The following is a 21,731-nucleotide window of genomic DNA, read 5'->3' on the forward strand; positions in this document are numbered from 1 at the left end:
GCGCGCTCCGTAAGCCGGCGGCGGGAGCCGCAAGTCCCGCGCCCGGGACCCGGTCGATAGGCACCTCCACCCGTACCCCCACCCCCGGCCCCGCAGGGCAGGCCGCATGAGCTCGGCCGAGTCCGCGACGGTCGTGGCCGCGGGCCTCGCCGGCGCCGGAGTGCTGGCCGGCATGCTCCTGCCGGGCCGGATCCGGGTCGTCGCCGTCGGCCTGTGCACGGCGGGCCTGGGCGGCGCGGGCCTCGCGGGCGGCGTCGCGGCCCTGGGCGGCACCCGCTGGTCCGCGTACCTGCCGGGCCTGCTGCCGCTGGCCGGCCTGCGCCTGGCCGTCGACGCCCTCTCGGGCCTGTTCATGGCGGTGGCCGGCGCCGTGGTCCTCGCGGTCGCCGTCTACGGCATCGGCTACGCGTCGGGGCGCGGCCCGCGCGGCCCGGCCTCACGCGGCGTGCAGGCGGCCCTGCCGGTCTTCGCGCTGACGCTGGTGCTGGTCCCGGCGGCCGCCTCGGTGTCGTCGTTCCTGCTGCTGTGGGAGGCGATGGCGGTCACGTCGCTCGTCCTCGTGCTGGCGGACCAGCGCGAGCGCTCCGCCGTCCGCGAGGCCGGCGTCTGGTACGCGGTGATGACGCACTTCGGCCTCGTCCTCCTGCTGGCGGGCCTCGCCCTGTTCGCGGCGGGCGCGGGCGGCGAGACCTTCGCGCAGCTGCGCGCCGGGGCGAGCGGCATGTCACCGGGCGCCCGCGGCGCGGTCTTCCTCCTCGTCGCGGCCGCGTTCGCGTCGAAGGCCGGCATGGTGCCGCTGCACCCGTGGCTGCCGCGGGCCCACCCCGAGGCGCCCAGCAACGTCTCCGCGCTGATGAGCGCCGCGATGGTGAACCTGGGCGCGTACGGGATCATCCGCGTGAACTTCGAACTGCTGGGCGGCGGACCCCGCTGGGGCTGGCTGCTCGTCCTGGCGACGGGCGCCCTGTCCGCCGTCTACGGCATCCTCCAGGCGGCCATGGCGTCGGACATCAAGCGCCTCCTCGCGTACTCGACGTCGGAGAACCTCGGCCTGGTCCTCATCGGCGTCGGCGCGGCGGGCCTCTTCGCCTCCTCCGGCTACCCCGTCCCCGCGGCCCTGGCCCTGGCCGCGGCCCTGCTGCACGTCACCAACCACGCCGTCTTCAAGGCCCTGCTGTTCTGCGCGGCCGGCTCCGTCGTGCGCGCCACGGGGGTGCGCGACCTCGACCGCATGGGCGGGCTGCGCGCGCGGATGCCGGCCACGGCCGGCTTCTTCGCCGTGTCGTCGCTGGCCGCGGTCGCCCTCCCGCCGGGCAACGGCTTCCTCAGCGAGTGGCTGCTGCTGCAATCCCTGATCCACGGCATGACCGTGCCCGGGGTGTCCACGGCGATCGTGCTGCCGCTCGCGGTCGCCGTCATCGCCTTGTCGGCCGGGCTGGCGGCGGCCGTGTTCGTGAAGGCCCTGGGCGTCGGCTTCTTCGCCCGGCCCCGCAGCGCGCGGGCCGCGGCCGCGGAGGAGAGCCCGCCGCTGATGCACCTCGGCATGGGCCTGCTCGCCATCGGCTGCACGGCCCTCGCCCTCGTCCCCGGCACCCTGGGCAACAGCCTGTCACGAGCCGTCGCCGCGGCCGGGCTCCACGGCGGCCGCCCCCTGGCGGGCGGCGGCCTGGAACTGCGGCTGGACCAGGTCGCCGCCTCGCTGTCCCCCCTGTGGGTGACAGCCGCCCTGGTCGCGGGCGTCGTCGCCGCCGCGGGCCTCATCCGCCTCACCACCCGCCGCGGGCGCCGCACGAACGCCCGCCTGTGGGACTGCGGAGGCGGCGCCCCCACGCCCCGTATGTCGTACACGGCGACCTCCTTCGCCGAGCCCCTGCAACGGGTCTTCGACGACGTCCTCGAACCCGAACAGGACGTCGACGTCACCCCGGTGCACGAATCCGCCTACCTCGTGGAGCGCGTGCGCTTCCGGCGCAGCGTCCCCGACCGGATCGAGCACCGCCTCTACCGGCCCGTCCTGGCCGCCGCCGTGGCCCTCGGCCGGGCCGCGCGCCGGCTGGCCCCCGGCAGCGTCCACCGCTACCTCGGCTACGGGTTCTTCGGTCTCGTCGCTCTCCTGCTGGCCCTGGCGGTCGGCTGGTGAGCGCCACCTCGCACGAGGAGACGCCGTGAACGGCACCATGACCGCCACCGGCACGGCCGCGGTGACCCTCCAGGTCGCCCTGGTCGCCGCCGGCGCACCCCTGCTCGCCGGACTGATGCGGCAGGTACGGGCGCTGCTGGAGGGGCGGGCCGGGCCCGGCGTCACCCAGCCCTTCCGCGACCTGCGCAAGCTGCTGCGCAAGGAGGCCGTCACCCCGGCCGGCACCGGCCCGGCCTTCCGGCTCGGACCCCTGGTGCTGGTCGCCACCACGGCCGTCGTCGCCGCGCTCGTCCCGCTGGCCTCGACCGCCACCCCCGTCAGCGGCAGCGCCGACCTCATCCTCGTCGTGGCGCTGCTCGGGCTCGGCACCGTCGCCCTCGCCCTGGCCGGCCTGGACACCGGCACCGCCTTCGGCGGCATGGGCGCCTCCCGGGAGATGACCGTGGCCGCGCTCGTCGAACCGACGATCCTCCTCGCGGTGTTCGCCCTGTCGATACCGGCCGGGTCGACGAACCTGTCGGCCATCGTCTCCGGCGGCATCCACGACCCGGTCCGCCTCGCCTCCCCGGCGGGGCTGCTCTCCACCGCCGCCCTGGCCGTCGCCGTCCTCGCCGAGACCGGCCGGCTCCCGGTGGACAACCCCGCCACCCACCTGGAACTGACGATGGTCCACGAGGCGATGGTGCTGGAGTACGCCGGACCCGACCTCGCCCTGGTCGAACTCGGCTCCCAGATGCGGCTGACCGTCCTGCTCGGCCTGCTCGCCTCGCTGTCCGCCCCCTGGGGCATCGCCACGACCGCCTCCCCGGCGGCCCTCGTCCTCGCCCTCGTCCTGCTCGCGCTGAAGGTCGCCCTGCTCGGCGCGGCACTCGCCGCGGCCGAGGTGTTCTGGGCCAAACTGCGGCTCTTCCGCGTGCCCGAGCTGCTCGCAGGCTCCTTCCTGCTGGCACTCCTCGCGGTGACCGCCTCCTACTTCCTCACGGGAGAGTGAGTGAGGGACACATGACCGACAGCGTCTACACCCAGCTGCTCGACCTGGCGTGCGGCGCGTTCCTGCTCGCGGCCGTCGTCGTCCTGTGGCTGCGGCAACTGTCCTCGATCGTCCGCGTCTTCGCCCTCCAGGGCGTCGCCCTGGCCGCCGTCGCCGCCCTCCTCGGCCTGCACGAGGACCGCCCCGGCCTGCTCGCCGTCGCCGCCGGCATCGGCCTGCTGCGGGCCGTCGCCCTGCCGCGCCTGATGCTGCGCGCCCTGACCGCCGGCACGCCGCACCGCTCCCATCCCCACTACCAGGAGGACGTCAGCGAGACCCGCGAGACGCAGCCGCTCGTCAACGTCGCCGCATCCCTGCTGAGCGCGGCCCTCCTCACCCTCCTCGCCTACGCCGTGTCCCGGCCGCTGGTCGAGCTCAACCCCACGCCGGCGACGCGCGCCCTGCCCGTCGGGCTCGCCGTCGTCCTCATCGGCTTCTTCACCCTGGTCACCCGGCGCCGCGCGCTGGCCCAGATGGTCGGCTTCCTGCTGCTGGACAACGGCATCACCGTCACCGCCTTCCTCGCCGCCTCCGGAGTCCCCCTGATCGTCGAACTCGGCGTGTCCTTCGACCTCCTCCTCGCCGTTCTCGTCCTGCAGATCCTCACCACCCGGATGCGGGCCGCCTTCGGCGGCACCGGCATCGACGACCTGCGGGAGCTTCGCGACTGATGACGCACGCCACCACCGCACTGCTGCTGACCGCGCCCATCGTGGTGCCGCTCGCCACGTCCGCCGCGTACGCCGCGTCCGGCCTGCGCGACGCGAAAGCACGCGCCGCGGGGGCCGCCGCCCTCGGGCACCGCACGCCGCGCCGGCGCGGCGCCGCGGCCCCCGTGGCCACGCTCGTCCTCCGCCCGGGCCGCGGCCCCGCGACCTACGGCACGACACCGGCCGAGACCGCTGACGGCTCGCCGTACGGGGGGCCGGGCGCGCGCGCCTGGTCCGGCGGGGGATCTTCCGCGCCGCCCGGCCCGGGCAACTCCACGGACCGGGGCGGCGGCCGGGGCGGGCCCGTCCGCTCCGGCGGGGGGTCCTCCGGGTCTCCGGGCGCGGGGCCGGGGACGTCTCCGGGCTCTCGTACGTGGTCTGAGGGGATCCCGGGTCCGGGAATGCCCGCTTGGCCGGACGGCCGTCCTGACACCTCTCCCGGTTCCCGTACTGGAGCTGACAGCTTCCCAGGGCAGGGTCCGGGCGCGCCCGCCTGGCCGGGCACGCGTCCAGGCCGGTCTCCAGGACGTCCTGGCGCGGGACCTGAGGGGGTCACGGATCCGGATCCGGGCGCGCCCACCTGGTCCCGCGCTCAGCCTGCCGAGGGCGCCGGCACCAGCACTGGCACCGATGGGAAACCCCGCCCTGGCAGGGGACCCTCCCCGATGCCGCGCCCGTGGGGCGCACTCCGCCCCGGAGGGCCCCGCCCGCTCACCGGCCGGCTCGGGCTCGTCTCACCCGCGGCGATCCTCACCTGCGGCGCCGCCCTCGCCTGCACCGTCCCCGACAGCGGGCCCGTCACCGCCTACGGGCGGCTGCTGCGCGCCGACGCGCTCACCGTCTGGATGCTCCTCACCGTCGGCGCGGTCGCCTGCCTGGCCTGCGCCGCCAACCCCGCCCACCTCGCCCACGAGCGCACCGACGAGCCCGCGGCCCGCCGCTACCACCTGCTCGTCCACGCCTTCCTCGCCGCCATGAGCGCCGCGGTCCTCGCCGCCAACCTCGGCGTGCTGTGGGTCGCCATCGAAGCCACCACCATCGTCACCGCCTTCCTCGTCGGCCACCGGCGCACCCGCGCCTCGGTCGAAGCCGCCTGGAAATACGTGGTGATCTGCTCGGCCGGGATCGCCCTGGCCTTCCTCGGCACCGTCCTCCTCTACTACGCGGCCCGCCAGGCCGGCATCCCCGAGGCGTACGCCCTGGACTGGCAGACCCTCGCCGCCCGCGCGGACCGCCTCGACCCCTCCGTCACCCGGCTGGCCACCGGCCTCGTCGTGCTCGGCTTCGGCGCCAAGGCCGGCCTCGCGCCCCTGCACGCCTGGCTGCCCGACGCCCACAGCCAGGCGCCCGCCCCCGTCTCGGCCCTGATGTCCGGCGTCCTGCTCTCCGTCGCCTTCGCGGGCCTCCTGCGCTACAAGGTCATCGCGGACGCGGCCCTCGGCGCGGGCTTCACCCGCACCCTGCTCGCGGGCGTCGCCGTGATCACCCTCGCCCTGGCCGCGGCCCTCCTGCTGGCCCAGCGCGACTGCAAGCGCATGCTGGCGTACTCCAGCATGGAGCACATGAGCCTGATCGCCCTCGGCACCGCCGTCGGCAGTCCGCTCGCCCTGTCCGCCGTGCTACTGCACATGGCGGGCCACGGCCTCGCGAAGACCGTGGCGTTCTGCGCCTCAGGCCACATCGCGCGGCTGTGCGGCACGACCCGCATCGGCAGGATCCGCGGGCTGCTCGCCCACTCGCCCTGCCTCGGCACCGCTTTCGCCGCGGCCGTCGTCGCCCTGCTCGGCCTCCCGCCGTTCGGCCTCTTCGCCTCCGAACTGGGCATCGCGCGCGCGGGGTTCCTCTCCGGCCCTCGCTGGGCCCTGGCCGCCGCCCTCGTCCTGATGCTCGCGGCCTTCGCCGCCCTGGCCGCCCGCACCGCCCGGATGCTCCTGGGGCCGCCGCCGGGCGAGGACGACGAGGCCGAGCCCGTACCGCTCGGCGCCGACGCCGCGGCCCCCCTGGTCGCCGGCCTGGCCGCCTGCGCGGCCCTCGGCGTCACCACCGGACCCCTCACCACGCTGCTGTCCGAGGCCGGCGAGATCATCGGAGGCCACTGAGCATGCAACCGGCCACCGCACACCGCACCGTCACCGACATCGGCCCCGCCGAACTGCCCGGCAGGGCCGCCGACCTCCTCGTCGCCGGCCACCGCCTCGCCCTCGTCGCCGCCCACCACGACAGCCCCGACGAACCCGGCGGCCGGGCCGTCCGCGTCGTCTACCTCTTCGTCGCCGGCCCGCCCGACACCCGCACCGAACTCCACGTCCGCCTCGACCCCAAGGCTCCCGAAGTCCCCACCCTCGCCCACCTCTCCTTCCCCGCCGGCCGCTTCGAGCGTGAGATGCGCGACCTGCACGGCATCGTCCCCGTCGGCCACCCCCTCCCGCACCGCCTCGTGCGCCACTTCCACTGGCCCCGCGGCTGGTATCCGATGCATCCCGACGCCGGCCCGCCCCCGCCCTTCGCCGAACCCGAGGGCCCCTACCCCTTCCTGGAGGTCGAGGGGGAGGGCGTCTACGAGATCCCCGTCGGCCCCGTCCACGCCGGCATCATCGAACCCGGTCACTTCCGCTTCTCCGTCGTCGGCGAGACGATCATCAAGCTCAAGGCCCGGCTGTGGTTCGTCCACAAAGGCATCGAGAAGCTCTTCGAAGGCCGCACTCCCGACCAGGGCCTGCCGCTCGCCGAGCGCATCAGCGGCGACACCGCCGTCGGCCACGCGCTGGCCTACTGCCTCGCCGTGGAGGAGGCCACGGGCGCCCACGTCCCCCTCGACGCCCGCCGCGCCCGCGCCCTCCTCCTCGAACTCGAACGCCTCCACAACCACGTCGCCGACCTCGGCGCGCTCTGCAACGACGTCGGCCACGGCATCCTGCACGCCCGCGCCCAGCACGTCCGCGAACGCCTGCTGCGCCTCAACCAGGAGGTCACCGGGCACCGGCTGCTGCGCGGCGGCGTCGTGCCCGGCGGCTCCGTGCTGCGCGCCGTGCCCGGCCCGGCGCGACTGCGGGAACTGGGCCGGGAGATCCGCGACATCGTCACCCTCGCCCTCGGCCACACCACCGTGCGCGACCGTTTCACCGGCACCGCCCGCCTCGACATCACCGCGGCCCGCGACCTGGGCTGCCTCGGCTACGTCGCCCGGGCCAGCGGCCTGTCCGCCGACGCGCGCGCGAGCCACCCCTTCCACGACCATGGGGGAGTGCTGACCATCCCCGTCCACACCACCGGTGACGTCCTGGCCCGCTTCCTCGTGCGGGCCGAGGAGGCGGAGGCCTCGCTGGCGACGGCCGAGCGGCTCGCGGCCGGCTTGGAAGCGGGCCGGACCACGGGGACCTCGCTCGCCTGGCCGCCGCTGTTCGCCCGCAGCACCCGCCGCGCCGGGGTCGGGATCGTGGAGGGCTGGCGCGGCACGATCACGACGCGGGTCGAACTCGGCGCGGAGGAGACGCTCACCCGGGTCAAGACCGTCGACCCGTCGTTCTTCAACTGGCCCGCCCTGCCCGTGGCGCTGGCGGACACGATCGTCCCCGACTTCCCCCTGGCCAACAAGAGCTTCAATCTGTCGTACGCGGGCAACGACCTCTAGGGCACGGCCGCCTGGGACGCCCCGTCGCCGGGATCGAGACCGTGACCGCGGGCCAGGCGCAGGGCGTCCTCCAGCTCGTCCTCCGCGACCGCGATCTCGTAGGCGTCACCGTCGGATTCCGCCGCCGCGAGGGCCTCCCGGGCCTGCCGCACGCGCTGTCGCATGGCCTCGGCGAATTCGCTCACGACGGCCCCCAGCACCATGGGCACGAACAGGTGATTCCTTGAAGTCTAGAGCCGTTTCGCCCGGCGGGCGCCCCCTCGGCGGAGGCACCGCCTCCCGAAACCGTTTTTGCCGTCGCCCCGGAAATCGGTAAGGTTCTGGCCAATGCCCGTCCGTAGCGCAGAGGCAGGCGCGCCGTCATTGCATGACGGAGGACGCCGGTTCGATTCCGGCCGGACGGGCAGTTTGTCGTGCAGGAGCGGAGGCGGGGCCGGGCCCCGCCGCGGGGCGGGGAACACGGACGTGGAGGTCAGTGCCGGCGACACCGGCAGCACCGGCATCACCGAGGAGGAGCTGGCCGCCTTCGACCGCACGGTCGGCAAGCTGCGGCAGCTCCCCGCCGACGACCCGGTGCGCCTGCGCGCCGAGCACGTCGCCTCCTCGTTCGCACGCGAGGGACGGCACCACCGCCGCAAGGTCCGCCGGCAGGAACAGAACGCCGCCGACGCCGCCGTGGTCGCCGCCACCGCGACCGGCGCCCTCGACCGCCGCGAGGACGCGCCCCTGAGCACCCCCGGCACCCCGGGCACCTACGGCCGCCCCCGGCGCTGCTACGTCTGCAAGACCCCCTACAGCCGGGCCGACGCCTTCTACCACCTGCTCTGCCCGGAATGCGCCGCCGACAACGCCCGGCGGCGGGGCCTGCGCACCGATCTGACGGGCCGCCTGGCGCTGCTCACCGGCGGCCGGGTCAAGATCGGTTTCCAGCTCGCCCTGATGATGCTGCGCGACGGCGCCGAGCTGCTGGTCACCAGCCGCTTCCCGCGCGACACCGTCCGCCGTTTCCGCGCGGCCGAGGGCAGCGAGGCGTGGCTGGACCGGCTCACCGTGATCGGGATCGACCTGCGCGACCCCCGGCAGGTGCTCGGGCTGTGCGAGCGGCTGAGGGCGGAGGGCCGGCCGCTGGACGTCCTCGTCAACAACGCCGCGCAGACCATCCGCCGCCCGCCCGGCGCCTACGCGCCGCTGATCGCGGGGGAGTCGCGCGCCCTGCCCGCCGGCCCGGCGGGAGCGGACGTGTGGGAGGCACCCGGCTTCCGGACGCCGTACGCGCTGGAGGGGAGCGGGCACGGCGCGGGCGCGTCGGCGGCGCTCGGGCTCGTCCTGCCGTCCGCCGGAGAGGTGGACGAGGCCGGGCTGGTGCCGGACCGCTCCGCGGCCAACTCCTGGTCCGTGCGCATCGGGGAGCTGGATCCCGCGGAGCTGCTGGAGACGCAGCTGGTCAACGCGCTCGCCCCCGCGCTCCTGTGCGACCGGCTGCTGCCGCTCCTGCTGGCCTCCCCGCACCCGCGCCGCTACGTGGTCAACGTGACCGCGGTCGAAGGCCGCTTCGCCGTGCGCAACAAGTCCGCGGGGCACCCGCACACCAACATGGCCAAGGCCGCGCTCAACATGCTCACCCGCACCAGCGGCCACGAACTCGCTGCCCGGGGCGTCCACATGTGCAGCGTCGACACCGGCTGGATCACCGACGAGAACCCGGCGCCGAAGAAGGAGTGGATGGCCGCGCACGGCTTCCGTACCCCGCTGGACATCGTGGACGGCGCGGCCCGCGTCTACGACCCGATCGTGCGCGGTGAGGCGGGCGACCCGGTGTCAGGCGTCCATCTCAAGGACTACCGCGTCGCCGACTGGTGAACGGGATCCGGCTCCCGGTGCCCGGGGCCCGTCAGGCCGCGCCCTCCACGCTCCAGCCCGGCACCTGGAAGCGTGCGGTGATCGCCGCGCCGTCGACCTCCTCGCCGCAGCAGCGGCAGACGACGGCCGGGTCGAGGTCGGAGCCGCAGGAGTGCTCGAACACCGTCGGCGGCAGGTCCGCCAGATGCCGGTCGCCCCAGCTCATCAGCATGATGAGGACGGGACGCAGATCGTGCCCGGACGCGGTGGGGCAGTACTCGAAGCGCGCCGGCCGTTCGCTGTAGGGAACCTTTTCCAGCACTCCCGCCTCCACCAGGCGCCGCAGCCGTGAGGCCAGGATGTCGCGCGGGGCCCCGGTGTTGCGGGCGATCGCGTCGAAGCGCCGGACTCCGAAGAAGACCTCACGCAGCACCAGCAGGGAGTACTTCTCGCCGACCACACCGAGCGCGTCGGCGATCGAACAGGGGCGCGGCTTCGTCATGTTCCCCATCGTAGAGCAGCCGGATTTGCTTCCCCAAGCCTTCCGGTGGAGCACATCCATCTCACCAACCGACCCATGAGGCTCAGGGGTGCGCCGCCTCGATCAGCTGCCGCAACGCTCCGTAGTAGACCTCATGGTCCGTCATGACGGGCAGGACGGCGGCCATGCCGCCCGTCAGGACGGGGAACCGCGCGGGGTCGAGCGCGGCCAGCGCGGTGCGGGTGCTCCGGGCGGTGCGGGCGGGGTCGCGGTGGTCGACGAAGGTGGCGCTGCCGAGGGTGAGCAGGTACATCCGCCGGTAGGTGCGGAACGCCTGCTCCGGCGTCATCCCCGCAGCGACGCTGTCGGCGAGCGCGGGCTCGACCAGGCGGGCCAGCAGCTGAGGGCTGAGCCAGGGGCGAGAGCCGCGCAGGGCGACCAGCCCCGGGTGCGCGGTGAGCAGCTCGTACAGCGCCGTGAAGCGCCGCTCCGTGGCCTCGGCCCAGGGTGTGCCCGGCGGGATCTCGGGCAGCCCCGCGGCGAGGTGGTCGGTGCACAGGTCGATCAGGCCGCCCAGGTCCGTGCAGCGGCGGTGGATCGTCGCGTGGGAGACGCCCAGCCGCTCGGCGAGGGAGCGGAAGCTGAGGGCGGAGGGGCCCTCCTCGTCGATGATCGCGAGGGCGGTGCGGGCGATGAGTTCCGGGGTCGCCCGGGCGAGGGAGGGAGATTGCCGCGGCATGTGAGACAGCGTATCGTACGCTGTTACATACGCTGGCCGCCTGCGCTCCGAGGAGAGAACCCGTGCACGACCTCACCCACGGCGGTGTCGCATACGGCGACGTCGAGAAGGCCGCGGCCCGCATCGCCGGCCGCACCCGCCCCGTCGCCGTCACCCCGGCCGACCGGAGCGACGGCCGCGGCGCGAACGTGTGGCTCGCCCTGGAGTTCATGCAGCACACCGGGTCCTTCAAGGCGCGCGGCGCCTGGAACTTCCTCGCTGCCCACCGCGAGGCCGGCACCCTGCCCGACGCCGGCGTCACCATCGCCTCCGGCGGCAACGCCGGACTGGCCTGCGCCTGGGCCGCCCGGCAGCAGGGCCTGCCCGCGACCGTCTTCCTGCCCGGGAACGCCCCGCGGGTGAAGGTCGCCCGGCTGCGCGGCTACGGCGCCGACGTCCGCCTCGTCGGCACGGAGTACGCCGAGGCGCTCGCCGCCTGCGAGGAGTTCACGCGCACGACCGGCGCCCTCGCGAGCCACGCCTACGACCACCCGCTGATCGCCGCGGGCGCGGGAACCCTCCTCGACGAGATCCGCGCCGGCGTCCCCGGCCTCGACACGGTCGTCGTCGCGGTCGGCGGCGGCGGGCTCTTCGCCGGCGTCGCGGCCGCCGCGCGCCACCACGGCATACGGACGGTCGCCGTCGAGCCCACCGGCAGCCGGGCGCTCAACGCCGCCCTCGAAGCGGGGCGGGTCGTCGACGTCACCGTCGACTCGGTCGCGGCGGACGCCCTCGGAGCCCGCCGCGTCTCCGAGGCGGCCCTGGCCGCCGCCCGCCGGCCGGACGTCACTTCCCTCCTCGTATCGGACGAGGCGATCACCGCCGCGCGGCAGTCCCTGTGGGACGAGCGCCGCATCGTGGTCGAACCGGCGGGCGCCACGGCCCTCGCCGCCCTCGCCGGCGCCTACGAGCCGGCCGAGGGCGAAACGATCGCCGTCATCCTCTGCGGCGCCAACACGGACCCGGCGGACCTGGTCCAGGGCCGGTAACCGCCGGCCGGCCGGCCGGAGGTTCACCGCGGCTTACGGCCGGGACCGGCGTGCCCGGACCGGCCGATGCGCCGAACGCCGCGTCAGTACGTACCGGCATGGAGCCTCCTCACCGTCCCTCCGGCCGCCGCCCAGCCGCCCCCGGCCCGGCCGCCTCCAGCGTCACCACCCCCGTCGCCGTCTCCAGCAGCGCCGGCCTGTGCGTGACCATGACCACCGTCCGGTCCGCCACCAGCCTCCCCAGCGCGGCCACCACCAGCCGTTCCGCCTCCGCGTCCAGGCCCGACGTCGGCTCGTCCAGCAGCACGATCGGGGCGTCGGCGAGCAGCGCGCGGGCGATGCCCACCCGCTGGCGCTGACCGCCCGACAGGCCGCCGCCGCAGTCGCCGAGCCGCGTGCCGAGCCCGTCGGGGAAGCCGTCGGTGAACGCCGTCACCAGTGCCGCGTCCGCGGCCGCGCGGACCTCCCGCGGACTCGCGTCCGGCCGCGCGTAGCGGATGTTGTCGGCGACCGTCCCCGCGAACAGGAACGTCTCCTGAAGCACGGCCGTCACCTGGCGGCGCAGCCACTCCTCCGGCAGGTCGGCCGTCGCCGTCCCGTCGATGCTCACCGTGCCGCGCGTGGGCCGGTACAGGCCCGCGACCAGCGCGAGCGCCGTCGACTTGCCCGCGCCGTTCGGCCCGGTGAGGGCGATCCGCTCACCGGCGGCGATCTTCAGGTCGAGGCGGTGCAGCGCGCGCCGGTCGCCGTAGTCCATCGACACCCCGGCGAAGTCGACCCGGCCCCGCGCACGGGGTGGCAGGCCGCGCGCGGCGGCTCGCACCGGCGCCCGCAGCGGGCACGGCTCGGCGAGGACCTCGGCGATGCGCTCCGCCGACGCCTGCCCCTGGGCGAAGGTGCCGGAGAGCTTCGACAGGGCCCGCAGCGGGGCCACCATGCCCGTCAGATAGCCGATCGCGACCACGAGATGGCCCGTACTCCACCACCCGCGCAGCACTCCCACCCCGCCCACCCACAGCAGCGCCGCCGTCCCGGCGGCCGTCACCGACTCCAGCAGCGGCGCCCGGCGGGCCTGGACGTCCACGGCCTCCAGGCCCGCGCTCAGCACGCCGCCGCTGCGCGCCGCGAAGTCCCGGTCGTGCACGCCGTGCCGGCCGAAGGCGTGCACCGTCCGGATGCCCTGCAACGCCTCGGCGACCAGAGCCGTCAGCTCGCCCTCCGCCTCCCGGCGCCGCCGCGCCGCCCGGTGGCCGCGCCGCCGGTTGCGCACGCCGAGGAGCAGGACCGCCGGGACGACCGCGGCGCCGATCAGCCCGAACCGCCAGTCGAGCAGGAGCAGCGCGGCCGCGTAGCCGGTGACCGAGAGCACGCCGGGGAAGAGCACCGAACAGAACGCCACCAGGCCGTCCTTGACGTTCCCGCAGTCGGTGATCACCCGGCTCGTGGACCCGCCCACGGTCCCCCGGTCGTGATAGCTCAGCGGCAGCCGTTGCAGGTGCGCGAACGTCTCGCGGCGGATCGCTGCGCTCATCCGCTCGCCCACGCCGTTCATCAGCCGGTCGCCCGCGTAGTCGAAGGCGGCCGACACCAGCGCCACCAGCACGACCAGGGCGGCCGCCGCGGTGAGCATGGCGGTCCGGTCCGTGCCGAGGACGTCCAGCAGGGAGCCGAGGGGGTTGCGCGAGCCGCCCGACCCGAGGACGTGGTCGATGACGGCGGCGACCGGCCAGGGCGTCACCAGGTCCGCGGCCGTCTCGCAGAGCCGCAGCCCGACCCCGAGGGCGAGCAGCCGGCGGTAGGGGGCGCCGAACCCGCGGAAGAACCGCAACAGCAGCTGCCGGTGCGCCGTGGACGGGTCCTTCATGAGTGCTCCCAGCCGACGGGGCGCTGCCGCCGATTGACGTAGCGTCAGTCGGCGACTCCATGGTCGGCACCGGCCGGTGCCGCGGGCAATCCGGCGCGCTGCCGGGCCCGGACGGGTGGCCCGCACGGGTGTACGCCGCCTTGCGCCGTTCCGCCTTCCGGCGCGCGCCGGAGCCACTAGGGTCGGCCGGGTGCGCAGTCGCCTGTACGTCTACGTCGCAGCGTTCCTGGCCGCCCTCGCCCTGGCGGCGTGCAGCAGCTCCGAGGGGCCGCGGCCGCCGGACCCGTCCGACGGGCGGCTGGCCGGCCGGTCCGACGGCGCGGAGCTCCTCTACCGGGGCAAGGGGCACGCCAGCGCGCAGAACCCCGCCTTCTCGCCGGACGGCAAGTCCGTGCTCTTCACGCTCTTCGAGGACGGCTACAACGAGGGCGCCGCCGCGCTGCGCGTGCTCCCGCTGCACGGCGGCGGCGCCCCCGGCCGCCCCGGCACCCTGCTCGACGAGGCCGACAAGGCCGCGGTCAACCTGCCCGGCTCCAGCTGGCACCCCTCGGCCGGGGTGGCCTTCGCCTCGGACCGGGCGGGCGGCCGCGACGAGGTGTGGGTGATGCCCCCCGGAGGCCGCCCCTCCCGCGTCACCGAGCACGGCGGTGACTCCGGCTACCTGGAGCCCAGCTTCTCGCCCGACGGGTCGTGGATCGTCTTCCAGGAGATCCGGGAGAAGGGGGCGGGGGACGGCGGCAGCGCGCTCGGCTCCCTCTGGAAGGTCCGCAGGGACGGCACGGGGCGCACCCGCCTCCTGGACGGCCCCGCCACCGGCACGGACAACCGCCAGCCCAACTGGTCGCCCAAGGGCGACCGGCTGGTCTTCCAGCGCCGCGAGCGCGGCGCGGACGCGTGGGCGCTGTACGTGATGGACGCCGACGGCAGCGGCCTGCGGCGGCTCACCGACGGCCCGGGGGAGCACACCGACCCGAGCTGGTCGCCGGACGGCAGGTCGGTGGTCTTCTCCTCCACCGCCGGCGGCCTGGAGGTGCCGCAGATCTTCGTGATCCCGGCCGCCGGCGGGCGCCCCGTCCGGGTGACCACGCGCGGCGCGGACTACGACGGCGCGCCGAGCTGGTCGCCGGACGGGCGGTGGATCGCCTTCGAGTCCCACCCGGGGGACGAGGACCGGCCGGCCTCGCTGTGGCGGATCCCCGCCCCCGGAACCGACGGGCCCTGAGAGCGGGCCCGGTCAGCTGGTCACGGCAGTCAGCCGGTGGTGACGGTCAGCAGGGAGTACTGGGACACCGTCAGGGACATGGTGGCGGTCTCGCCCGCCGTCTGCCAGGCGACCGGCTGCGGAGCCGGCGAGGCCCCGTCCGGCGAGCTCACCGTGGCGGCCAGCACCTGCTTGTCCGCGGGCAGTTTCAGCGCGACCGAGCACGCGGCCGGCGTGGTCCTGAAGGCCGCCGGGCTGTCACCGAAGCAGGTGAAGTTGACCAGATGGACGACCGTGTCGGCGCCGAGCCGGCTCACCTCCATGTGGATGCGCCGGTCGCCCGTGAGCTCCACCGCGGGCGGCGCCGCCGCCCGTACCGGCGCGAGCAGCTGGTCGGCGCTCGCCTGGTCCGTCTTCGCGAGGTAGCTGTGGCCGGCCAGGTTCTTGACGTACCAGCACGTCCCCGCGCCGAATCGATTCTGCTTGCTCGCCGGCAGCGCGTCGCCCTTGCGGAACCCGAGCACGTCGGCCAGCGCGTACTCGCCGCGGGCCGTGCCGAGCTCGTCGAGCCCGGTCGGCACGGGGCCCGTGATGACGACCGTCCCGCCGCCCGCCACGTACTCCCGCAGGACCGCGGCCTCGGCGTCGGAGACGGCCTGGAGGTTCGGCAGCATCAGGACGCGGTACGGGGCGAGGTCGGCGGCGGACAGGTGCGGGCTCGGGACGGTGCCGAAGGGGATGTGGGCGTACACCAGCGCCTTGACCGTGCCGCGGAACTCGCCCAGCCACGCCTGGGACGTGCAGCTCTCCTCCGCGCTGCCCGACGCCCACCAGTCCTTGACCCCCGACGGCGCCTTCGCGTTGGCGTACATGCCCGTGCCGGCGGAGGGGCTGACGAAGTCCCGGGAGGCCGAGGAGTGGTAGACGCCGACCTCGGCCGCCGGCACCGCGTCGTACAGCTTCGCCTGGTTGGCCGCGACGAAGGCGTACATGCGGGTGCGCATCGCCTTGTCGGTGGTCTCGTTCTTGAACGGGCTCTTGACCTCGTACGGATTGCAGCCCGCCGCCAGCAGCTCGGCCATCACCAGCGAGGCGTCGTCGGCCTTCCAGCCGTACGAGAACGCCCACGCGGGCTTCGTCCCGCTCGCGGCGCGCGCGTACTTGTACATCGAGATCAGACAGGTCCAGTCCGTCGCCGTGGCGTGGCGCATCCCGTCGTAGTTGCCGAGGATGTCCACCTCCCAGACGTGGCTCACGCCCTCCGCCTTGCGCAGGTACGCCCCGTCGAGGCCGACCAGCGTGGCGTACTGGTAGTCCATGCTCACCGTCTCGACGAAGGTGACCAGGTCCGGGTTGACCGAGCGGCCGGCGGCGGCGATGTCGAGCTGCCACTGGTTGAGGTTGCGGTGCCGCCACTCCACGTAGCGGCGGAAGGGCGGGCTGGAGAAGTCGGCCTTCGCGGGCAGCGCCAGACCGGTGTCGGCCTTGAAGGCGTCCGCGGCCCAGGCAGAGCCGTCGCACCAGCTCAGCGCCCCGTCGAAGTAGATCGGCACGTCCGGCCAGATGGCGTCCACGCCCGTGGCGGCGAGAGCCTTGATACGGCCGAGGTAGTAGTCGCGCCAGGGGGAGTTGGGGCTGAGCCAGCAGCTCTCGTCGCCGGGGTCGACCCAGACGACCAGGCTGCCGTAGAAGACGTTCGGCTTGCCGTCGAGGGAGCGCTGCACCCACGACTTCCCCTCGCCGTCCTTGTAGAACGACCGGCCCTTCTCGCCGCCGACGCTGATGAGCTCCAGCGACGGGTAGTACATGACCACGCGGATCCCGGCGGCGTGCGCCAGCTCCACGAAGCTCTTGACCTTGCCCATGTGCTCGGTGAACTCGGCGGGCGTCAGCCAGTTCGACAGGACCGTGTCGAGCTCGATGACGCTGACGTTCTGCGCCTTCAGCGCCGTGATCACGGGCTTCATGTCGCGGAGCGGGTCGGCGTCCTCGTCGAAGGTGCCGTCGGCCAGCCGGGCGTAGCGGCTCCACTCGGGGAAGAGCCCCTGCCGGGCCGCGGCCGGTGCCCAGGCGGGCGCTGCGCCCGCCCGGGCACCGGGGAAAGCGGGCAGGAGCTGTGCGGCGAGCGCTCCGCCGCTCACCCCCAGGCCGGTGCGTAACAGGGCTCTCCGGCTGAATCTTCGTATACCGCTCATGGGTGTCCCCTCGGGTTCACAACGGTGTGACGGGGTCTCGCGCTGGACGGTGCTGGAAGGTGCTGGACGGTGCCCGCAAAGTCTGCCCGATCGCCCCGGCGTGGGCGGACGGATTCCGGATACGGCGATGCGCACCCGGGCGCGCGGTGCGTCCGCCATTGCCGCCGGTTCTGCCATCAGAAGGAAAACCGCCCGATATCGCTCCCGTACGGAGTAGCCGCGGAGGCACCTTTCCGGCCTGCGGTTAACACATCTTCAGACGACCGAACCGCGAGGAGTGCAGGCATGGCCGAAGTGAAGCTGACCGCCGAGACGCGCACCGACTTCGGCAAGGGTGCCGCCCGCCGGATCCGCAGGGAGGACAAGGTCCCCTGCGTCATCTACGGCCACGGCGCCGACCCGCGGCACGTGTCGGTGAACGGGCACGCGCTGCTGATGGCCCTGCGGACCCCGAACGTCCTGATCAACTTGGACGTCGACGGCAAGAAGGAGCTCGTCATCCCCAAGGCCGTCCAGCGCGAGGCCATCCGCGGCTTCCTCGTCCACGTGGACCTGCTGATCGTCAAGAAGGGCGAGAAGGTCACGGTGGACATCCCGATCCACACCGAGGGCGAGCTCGCCCCCGGCGGCAACCTGCTGGAGTACATCCTCAACGCCCTCCCGGTCGAGGCCGAGGCCACGCACATCCCGGAGGGCGTCACGATCTCCATCGAGGGACTGGAGGCCGGGCACACCATCCACGCCAAGGACATCCCCCTGCCGCGCGGCACCAGCCTCGCGGTCGACGGCGAGGACGCCGTCCTCCAGATCGTCGCGGCCCAGACCGAGCCGGTCGAGGAGGAGGAAGCCGAGGAGGAGGAAGCAGCGGTGGCGGCCGAAGGGGCCCCGGAGGAGGAGGGCGCCGCCGCCCCCGAGGGCGAGGGCGGCGGCTGAGCGGTCTTGCGGCGGGGCGGACCGGGGCGCCGGCCGGGTCCGGTCCGGGGCGCGCGCCGCGCCCCGGACCGGCGGGTCAGGCGGCGCGCGGCAGCGGCTTCAGGACGCCGAAGACCGCGCCGAACTGGTCGGCCAGCCAGGCGATCCGGCCCACGTCCGGCACGTCGTGGGCGGGCGCGACCACCGAGCCGCCGCTCTCCTGCGCCTTGGCGACGGTGGCGTCGGTGTCCGTGACCAGGAAGTACGGGATCCAGCGGGAGCCCCGGCCGGGCCCGCCCCCTTCGGGCGCGGGTGCGATGCCGCCGAACGCGGCGTCGTCGCCGCTCGCCCCGGCGGTGGCGATCAGGGTGTAGGTGCCGATGGAGAACTCCTTCTCCTGCGTGCCCCAGCCGAACAGGGCGCGGTAGAAGGCCCCGGCCGCCGCCGGGTCCGCGGTGTGCAGCTCGACCCACAGCAGGGTGCCGGGCTCGCAGACCTTCTCCAGGCCCTTGACGGCGCCGGGCTGCCAGAGGGCGAACTCCGCGCCGCCCGGGTCGGTGAGACAGGCCAGCCGGCCCGCGTCCATGACGTCCGTCGGCGCGACCCGTACGGCGCCGCCGGCCTGCTCGGCCGCCTTGACCGTGGCGTCGGCGTCGGGCGTCTGGAAGTACACCGTCCACGCGGGGCTCGCGCCCTCCTCCGTCAGCGGGCCGAGCGCCGCGACGTCCTTGCCGTCCTGCTGGAAGAAGCCGTAGCCGCCCGTGTCGGGCCCGGCGGACGCGACGTCCCAGCCGAAGACCGCTCCGTAGAACCCGGCGGACGCCGCGGTGTCCGGGCTGCCGAGGTCGAGCCAGTTGGGTGATCCGGTCACGAAATCAGTGCTGAGCATGGTGGGTGCTCCTCCGGCGGATGCGCGCGGGGGCAACGGATGCGCGCGAGGCCCCGCCCCGTCACCGCGGGCGCGGCGCTCGGCGTCCCCCGACGCGACCCAAGTCTTGCACCGCTTCCGGAGCACCGCGCGACGCGATGGCCGGGGGCCGGCGGCGCGCGGAGTCGTTACCGGCGCGGTGCGGGGCGGGCGACGGGCTTTACGGAGCGCCCCGCACCGGTGCGAGGGGTCAGATCGTCGCGGCGTCGATGACGAAGCGGTAGCGGACGTCGCTGGCCAGCACCCGCTCGTACGCCTCGTTGATCTGCTCGGCGCGGATCAGCTCGATGTCGGCGCCGATGCCGTGCTCGCCGCAGAAGTCGAGCATCTCCTGGGTCTCCGGGATGCCGCCGATCATCGAGCCCGCCAGGGACCGGCGCCGGGTGATCAGGGCGAACGAGGCGACCGGCTGCGGGTTCTCCGGGGCGCCGACCTGCACGAGCGTGCCGCCGGTCTTGAGCAGGCCGAGGTACGCGTTGAGGTCGACGTCGGCCGAGACCGTGTTGACGATCAGGTCGAAGGTGCCCGCCAGCTCCTCGAAGGTCGCCGGGTCGGAGGTCGCGTAATAGTGGCCGGCGCCCAGCCGCAGGCCGTCCTCCTGCTTGCGCAGGGACTGGCTGAGCACGGTGACCTCCGCGCCCATCGCGTGCGCGATCTTCACGCCCATGTGGCCGAGGCCGCCGAGGCCGACGATCGCGACCTTCTTGCCCGGCCCCGCCTGCCAGTGCGCGAGCGGGGAGTAGAGGGTGATGCCGGCGCACAGCAGGGGCGCCGCCCGGTCCAGCGGGATGGCGTCGGGGATGCGCAGGACGTAGTTCTCGTCCACGACGACGTGCGTGGAGTAGCCGCCCTGGGTGATCTCCCCGTCGCGGCCGGTAGCGCCGTAGGTGCCGACGTTGCCGAGCTCGCCGGTGCAGTACTGCTGGAGGCCGGCCGTGCAGTTGTCGCACTCGCGGCAGGAGTCCACGAAGCAGCCGACGCCGACGCGGTCGCCGACCCGGTAGCGGGTGACGCCCGGGCCGGTCGCGGTCACGACACCGGCGATCTCGTGGCCCGGGGCGAGCGGGAAGTGCCCGTCGTCGCCCCACTCGCCGCGGACGGTGTGGATGTCGGAATGGCAGATGCCGGCGTACTTGATCTCGATGAGGACGTCGTGCTCACCCGGCTCCCGGCGCTGGATCGTGATCCGCTCCAGAGGAGCCTTGGCCGAAGGGGCGGCGTATGCGGGAACAGTGGTGTGGTTCATGCCCGCCAGCATGCGGCGGCCCGCGAAACCCAGCCAGAACCCGGCCGAACGTACGCTTGCCGTTCCTACCACTGGGAGTGTCACCCTGGGCCCTCTCGCGGGCCCCGGCACCCCCGCATACTGGTGGGCATGGACCAGCGCACCGAACTGAGCGAGTTCCTCCGCAGCAGGCGGGCCCGCCTGCAGCCCGCCGAAGTGGGCCTCACGCCCTACGGCGGGCGGCGCCGGGTGCCGGGCCTGCGGCGCGAGGAGCTGGCCCAGCTCGCCGGCGTGAGCGTCGCTTACTACACGCGCCTGGAACAGGGGCACGGCCAGAACGTCTCCACGGCCGTGCTGGACGCGATCGCCGGCGCCCTGCGGCTCACCGGCGCCGAGCGGGAACACCTCTCCCGCCTCGTCCGCCCGAGCGTGAAGAAGGCGCGCCCGTGCCGCCCGGCCCGCCCGCAGCGCGTGCGCCCCTCGGTGCAGCACCTCATGGACAGCATGGAGAACACCCCGGCCTACGTGGTCGGGCGCCGGCTGGACATCATCGCCTGGAACCGGCTGGCCCGCGCCCTCCTCGGCGACTTCGAGGCGATGCCCGCCGGGCAGCGCAACCTGGCCTGGCAGATCTTCCTGGGACCGGCCAACCGCGAGCTGTACACCGAGTGGGAGAAGAAGGCCGCCGACGTCGTCGCCTTCCTCAGGCTCGACGCCGGCCGCTGCCCCGAGGACCCGCACCTCGCCGCGCTCGTCGGCGAGCTGTCCGTCAAGAGCCCGGAGTTCCGCTCGCTGTGGGCCGCCCACAACGTGGAGGACAAGGGCTTCGGCGTCAAGAAGCTGCACCACCCCGTGGTGGGCCCGCTGACCCTCTCGTACGAGACGCTGGTGCTCCCCGCGGACCAGGACCAGCAGCTGGTCACCTACCACGCCGAGCCGGGCTCGCCCTCCGCCGAGTCCCTGCGGATCCTGGCGAGTTGGGCGATGGAGAGCCCGGACGTGCAGGGGCGTGGGGGCGTACGGGGCGGGCCGCCGTCAGTGCTGAGCGTTGGCGAACCCGATGACGACGGCACCCCACCAGCACACCTGTGAGACGAGGGCGGTTCCGGCGCCCCAGGCCAGCATCCGGCGGCCCGGCGGGGCGGGGGACTGCTGCGCCAGGCGCCGGGTGAGCACCCCGGCCTGAAGGCCGTTGAGGGTGAGGACGACGACGAGCACGAGCTTGATGCGGGTCAGCGGCGAGGCCGGGTCCGGGTGCAGGAAGGCACCGCTGACCAGCAACCCGGCCAGCCCGGCCCAGACCGGCACGTGCAGGCGGCCGACGGCGCCCAGGGCGTCGGCGAGCGCGAGCCGCCGGGTGATCCACAGCAGCCCGAACCAGTCGGCGGCCAGCACCGCGCCGAAGCCGAGCACCAGGGAGGCGAGGTGGACGAAGAGGGCCCCGGTGTGCAGGACCTGGTCGGTGCGTACGTGCAGGGAGACCCAGAGGCAGCCGGCCAGGCCCGCACACGCCAGGAGCGCGCCGGCCGTGACCGTCCACCACGAGTCGTACAGGCGGAGCGGCCGCGGCTGAGGATGCGGCAGCTGTGGCACGGACACGGGACCTCCAGGGCACGAGCAAAGAATTAGGCAAGGCTTACCTACTTTGATCGAGGGCCGTCAAAACCGGCCGATGAATATGTCCCGATCCGGAAAGAAGCGTGACCACCCCGAGATCGCGCCGAGACCGTCCGGTCGCCCGCTCGCTTGTTCCAAGATCGCGGAGGCGTGGCAATGCCGCGCCCACCGACGAGTGATTCCGCCGGATG

At 74.4% G+C, this 21,731-nt stretch carries 18 protein-coding genes and 1 tRNA gene; 11 read left to right on the forward strand and 8 right to left on the reverse strand.

Features of this window, described 5'->3' with window-relative positions:
* Positions 1-106: 106 nt before the first annotated feature.
* The 5 genes from PS271_RS28075 to PS271_RS28095 all read left to right on the forward strand — a co-directional run bounded on the left by PS271_RS28075 (position 107) and on the right by PS271_RS28095 (position 7,511).
* Entirely contained in the window at positions 107-2,140 is a 2,034-nt protein-coding gene (locus tag PS271_RS28075; protein WP_398385711.1) for a proton-conducting transporter transmembrane domain-containing protein, read from the forward strand.
* Between the two features lie 25 nt (positions 2,141-2,165).
* Positions 2,166-3,131 carry a respiratory chain complex I subunit 1 family protein gene (locus PS271_RS28080; protein WP_367133571.1) on the forward strand — a complete coding sequence of 322 codons (966 nt, stop codon included), beginning with the start codon at positions 2,166-2,168 and terminating at the stop codon, positions 3,129-3,131.
* 11 nt (positions 3,132-3,142) lie between these two features.
* Positions 3,143-3,841 carry a hypothetical protein gene (locus tag PS271_RS28085; RefSeq protein WP_398385712.1) on the forward strand — a complete coding sequence of 233 codons (699 nt, stop codon included), beginning with the start codon at positions 3,143-3,145 and terminating at the stop codon, positions 3,839-3,841.
* A 704-nt stretch (positions 3,842-4,545) separates the two neighbouring features.
* Positions 4,546-5,979, forward strand: coding sequence for a proton-conducting transporter transmembrane domain-containing protein (locus tag PS271_RS28090; protein ID WP_398385714.1), 1,434 nt, complete (start codon positions 4,546-4,548; stop codon positions 5,977-5,979).
* Between the two features lie 2 nt (positions 5,980-5,981).
* Positions 5,982-7,511: a hydrogenase large subunit gene (locus PS271_RS28095; protein WP_398385716.1), complete on the forward strand. Its 1,530-nt coding sequence runs from the start codon at positions 5,982-5,984 to the stop codon at positions 7,509-7,511.
* Here PS271_RS28095 and PS271_RS28100 read toward each other — a convergent pair.
* A complete protein-coding gene (locus PS271_RS28100; RefSeq protein WP_398387097.1) occupies positions 7,508-7,714 on the reverse strand; it encodes a hypothetical protein in 207 nt (68 codons plus the stop codon). The two genes, PS271_RS28095 and PS271_RS28100, sit on opposite strands and share 4 nt — an antisense overlap.
* 128 nt (positions 7,715-7,842) lie before the next feature.
* Here PS271_RS28100 and PS271_RS28105 point away from each other — a divergent pair.
* Together PS271_RS28105 and PS271_RS28110 are read left to right on the forward strand one after the other, a co-directional pair.
* Positions 7,843-7,915, forward strand: a tRNA-Ala gene (locus PS271_RS28105).
* A gap of 61 nt (positions 7,916-7,976) precedes the next feature.
* The gene (locus PS271_RS28110; RefSeq protein WP_398385717.1) at positions 7,977-9,371 is read left to right on the forward strand and encodes an SDR family NAD(P)-dependent oxidoreductase; all 1,395 of its coding nucleotides are present in this window, start codon (positions 7,977-7,979) and stop codon (positions 9,369-9,371) included.
* Positions 9,372-9,402: 31 nt separating this feature from the next.
* On the opposite strand, the gene PS271_RS28115 is transcribed toward PS271_RS28110, so the two are convergent.
* Together PS271_RS28115 and PS271_RS28120 are read right to left on the reverse strand one after the other, a co-directional pair.
* On the reverse strand, positions 9,403-9,852 hold the full coding sequence (locus tag PS271_RS28115; RefSeq protein WP_398385719.1) for a winged helix-turn-helix transcriptional regulator: 450 nt from the start codon (positions 9,850-9,852) through the stop codon (positions 9,403-9,405).
* 82 nt (positions 9,853-9,934) lie between these two features.
* Positions 9,935-10,570, reverse strand: a complete 636-nt coding sequence (locus PS271_RS28120) for a TetR/AcrR family transcriptional regulator (protein WP_398385721.1) — start codon at positions 10,568-10,570, stop codon at positions 9,935-9,937.
* Between the two features lie 62 nt (positions 10,571-10,632).
* Here PS271_RS28120 and PS271_RS28125 point away from each other — a divergent pair, with 62 nt between their 5' ends.
* Complete coding sequence (locus PS271_RS28125; RefSeq protein WP_398385723.1) at positions 10,633-11,598, forward strand: serine/threonine dehydratase; 966 nt, start codon at positions 10,633-10,635, stop codon at positions 11,596-11,598.
* A gap of 109 nt (positions 11,599-11,707) precedes the next feature.
* On the opposite strand, the gene PS271_RS28130 is transcribed toward PS271_RS28125, so the two are convergent.
* Positions 11,708-13,462: an ABC transporter ATP-binding protein gene (locus tag PS271_RS28130; protein WP_398385724.1), complete on the reverse strand. Its 1,755-nt coding sequence runs from the start codon at positions 13,460-13,462 to the stop codon at positions 11,708-11,710.
* A 190-nt stretch (positions 13,463-13,652) separates the two neighbouring features.
* On the opposite strand from PS271_RS28130, the gene PS271_RS28135 reads away from it, so the two are divergent.
* Positions 13,653-14,684, forward strand: a complete 1,032-nt coding sequence (locus tag PS271_RS28135) for a hypothetical protein (RefSeq protein ID WP_398385726.1) — start codon at positions 13,653-13,655, stop codon at positions 14,682-14,684.
* Between the two features lie 29 nt (positions 14,685-14,713).
* Here the strand turns inward: PS271_RS28135 and PS271_RS28140 are convergent, their stop codons facing one another.
* Positions 14,714-16,858, reverse strand: a complete 2,145-nt coding sequence (locus PS271_RS28140) for a hypothetical protein (RefSeq protein ID WP_398385728.1) — start codon at positions 16,856-16,858, stop codon at positions 14,714-14,716.
* Between the two features lie 285 nt (positions 16,859-17,143).
* On the opposite strand from PS271_RS28140, the gene PS271_RS28145 reads away from it, so the two are divergent.
* Positions 17,144-17,791, forward strand: a complete 648-nt coding sequence (locus PS271_RS28145) for a 50S ribosomal protein L25/general stress protein Ctc (protein ID WP_398385729.1) — start codon at positions 17,144-17,146, stop codon at positions 17,789-17,791.
* A gap of 76 nt (positions 17,792-17,867) precedes the next feature.
* Here PS271_RS28145 and PS271_RS28150 read toward each other — a convergent pair whose 3' ends face one another.
* Together PS271_RS28150 and PS271_RS28155 are read right to left on the reverse strand one after the other, a co-directional pair.
* On the reverse strand, positions 17,868-18,659 hold the full coding sequence (locus tag PS271_RS28150; protein ID WP_398385731.1) for a VOC family protein: 792 nt from the start codon (positions 18,657-18,659) through the stop codon (positions 17,868-17,870).
* 229 nt (positions 18,660-18,888) lie between these two features.
* Complete coding sequence (locus PS271_RS28155; protein ID WP_398385733.1) at positions 18,889-19,944, reverse strand: NAD(P)-dependent alcohol dehydrogenase; 1,056 nt, start codon at positions 19,942-19,944, stop codon at positions 18,889-18,891.
* 129 nt (positions 19,945-20,073) lie between these two features.
* On the opposite strand from PS271_RS28155, the gene PS271_RS28160 reads away from it, so the two are divergent.
* The gene (locus PS271_RS28160; protein WP_398385734.1) at positions 20,074-21,015 is read left to right on the forward strand and encodes a helix-turn-helix transcriptional regulator; all 942 of its coding nucleotides are present in this window, start codon (positions 20,074-20,076) and stop codon (positions 21,013-21,015) included.
* On the opposite strand, the gene PS271_RS28165 is transcribed toward PS271_RS28160, so the two are convergent.
* Positions 20,959-21,522 carry a hypothetical protein gene (locus tag PS271_RS28165; RefSeq protein ID WP_398385735.1) on the reverse strand — a complete coding sequence of 188 codons (564 nt, stop codon included), beginning with the start codon at positions 21,520-21,522 and terminating at the stop codon, positions 20,959-20,961. The genes PS271_RS28160 and PS271_RS28165 overlap by 57 nt on opposite strands.
* Between the last annotated feature and the right edge of the window lie 209 nt (positions 21,523-21,731).

It is taken from the genome of Streptomyces sp. SCA2-17, from assembly GCF_044336695.1.

What these genes read in the sequence shown, in the direction of transcription:
- PS271_RS28090 (WP_398385714.1), top strand. Translation starts at nt 4,546, where the DNA reads ATGCCGCGCCCGTGGGGCGCACTCCGCCCCGGAGGGCCCCGCCCGCTC.
- PS271_RS28150 (WP_398385731.1), bottom strand. Translation starts at nt 18,659, where the DNA reads ATGCTCAGCACTGATTTCGTGACCGGATCACCCAACTGGCTCGACCTC.
- PS271_RS28130 (WP_398385724.1), bottom strand. Translation starts at nt 13,462, where the DNA reads ATGAAGGACCCGTCCACGGCGCACCGGCAGCTGCTGTTGCGGTTCTTC.
- PS271_RS28160 (WP_398385734.1), top strand. Translation starts at nt 20,074, where the DNA reads ATGGACCAGCGCACCGAACTGAGCGAGTTCCTCCGCAGCAGGCGGGCC.
- PS271_RS28100 (WP_398387097.1), bottom strand. Translation starts at nt 7,714, where the DNA reads ATGGTGCTGGGGGCCGTCGTGAGCGAATTCGCCGAGGCCATGCGACAG.
- PS271_RS28075 (WP_398385711.1), top strand. Translation starts at nt 107, where the DNA reads ATGAGCTCGGCCGAGTCCGCGACGGTCGTGGCCGCGGGCCTCGCCGGC.
- PS271_RS28115 (WP_398385719.1), bottom strand. Translation starts at nt 9,852, where the DNA reads ATGACGAAGCCGCGCCCCTGTTCGATCGCCGACGCGCTCGGTGTGGTC.
- PS271_RS28145 (WP_398385729.1), top strand. Translation starts at nt 17,144, where the DNA reads ATGGCCGAAGTGAAGCTGACCGCCGAGACGCGCACCGACTTCGGCAAG.
- PS271_RS28140 (WP_398385728.1), bottom strand. Translation starts at nt 16,858, where the DNA reads ATGAGCGGTATACGAAGATTCAGCCGGAGAGCCCTGTTACGCACCGGC.
- PS271_RS28085 (WP_398385712.1), top strand. Translation starts at nt 3,143, where the DNA reads ATGACCGACAGCGTCTACACCCAGCTGCTCGACCTGGCGTGCGGCGCG.
- PS271_RS28095 (WP_398385716.1), top strand. Translation starts at nt 5,982, where the DNA reads ATGCAACCGGCCACCGCACACCGCACCGTCACCGACATCGGCCCCGCC.
- PS271_RS28155 (WP_398385733.1), bottom strand. Translation starts at nt 19,944, where the DNA reads ATGAACCACACCACTGTTCCCGCATACGCCGCCCCTTCGGCCAAGGCT.
- PS271_RS28120 (WP_398385721.1), bottom strand. Translation starts at nt 10,570, where the DNA reads ATGCCGCGGCAATCTCCCTCCCTCGCCCGGGCGACCCCGGAACTCATC.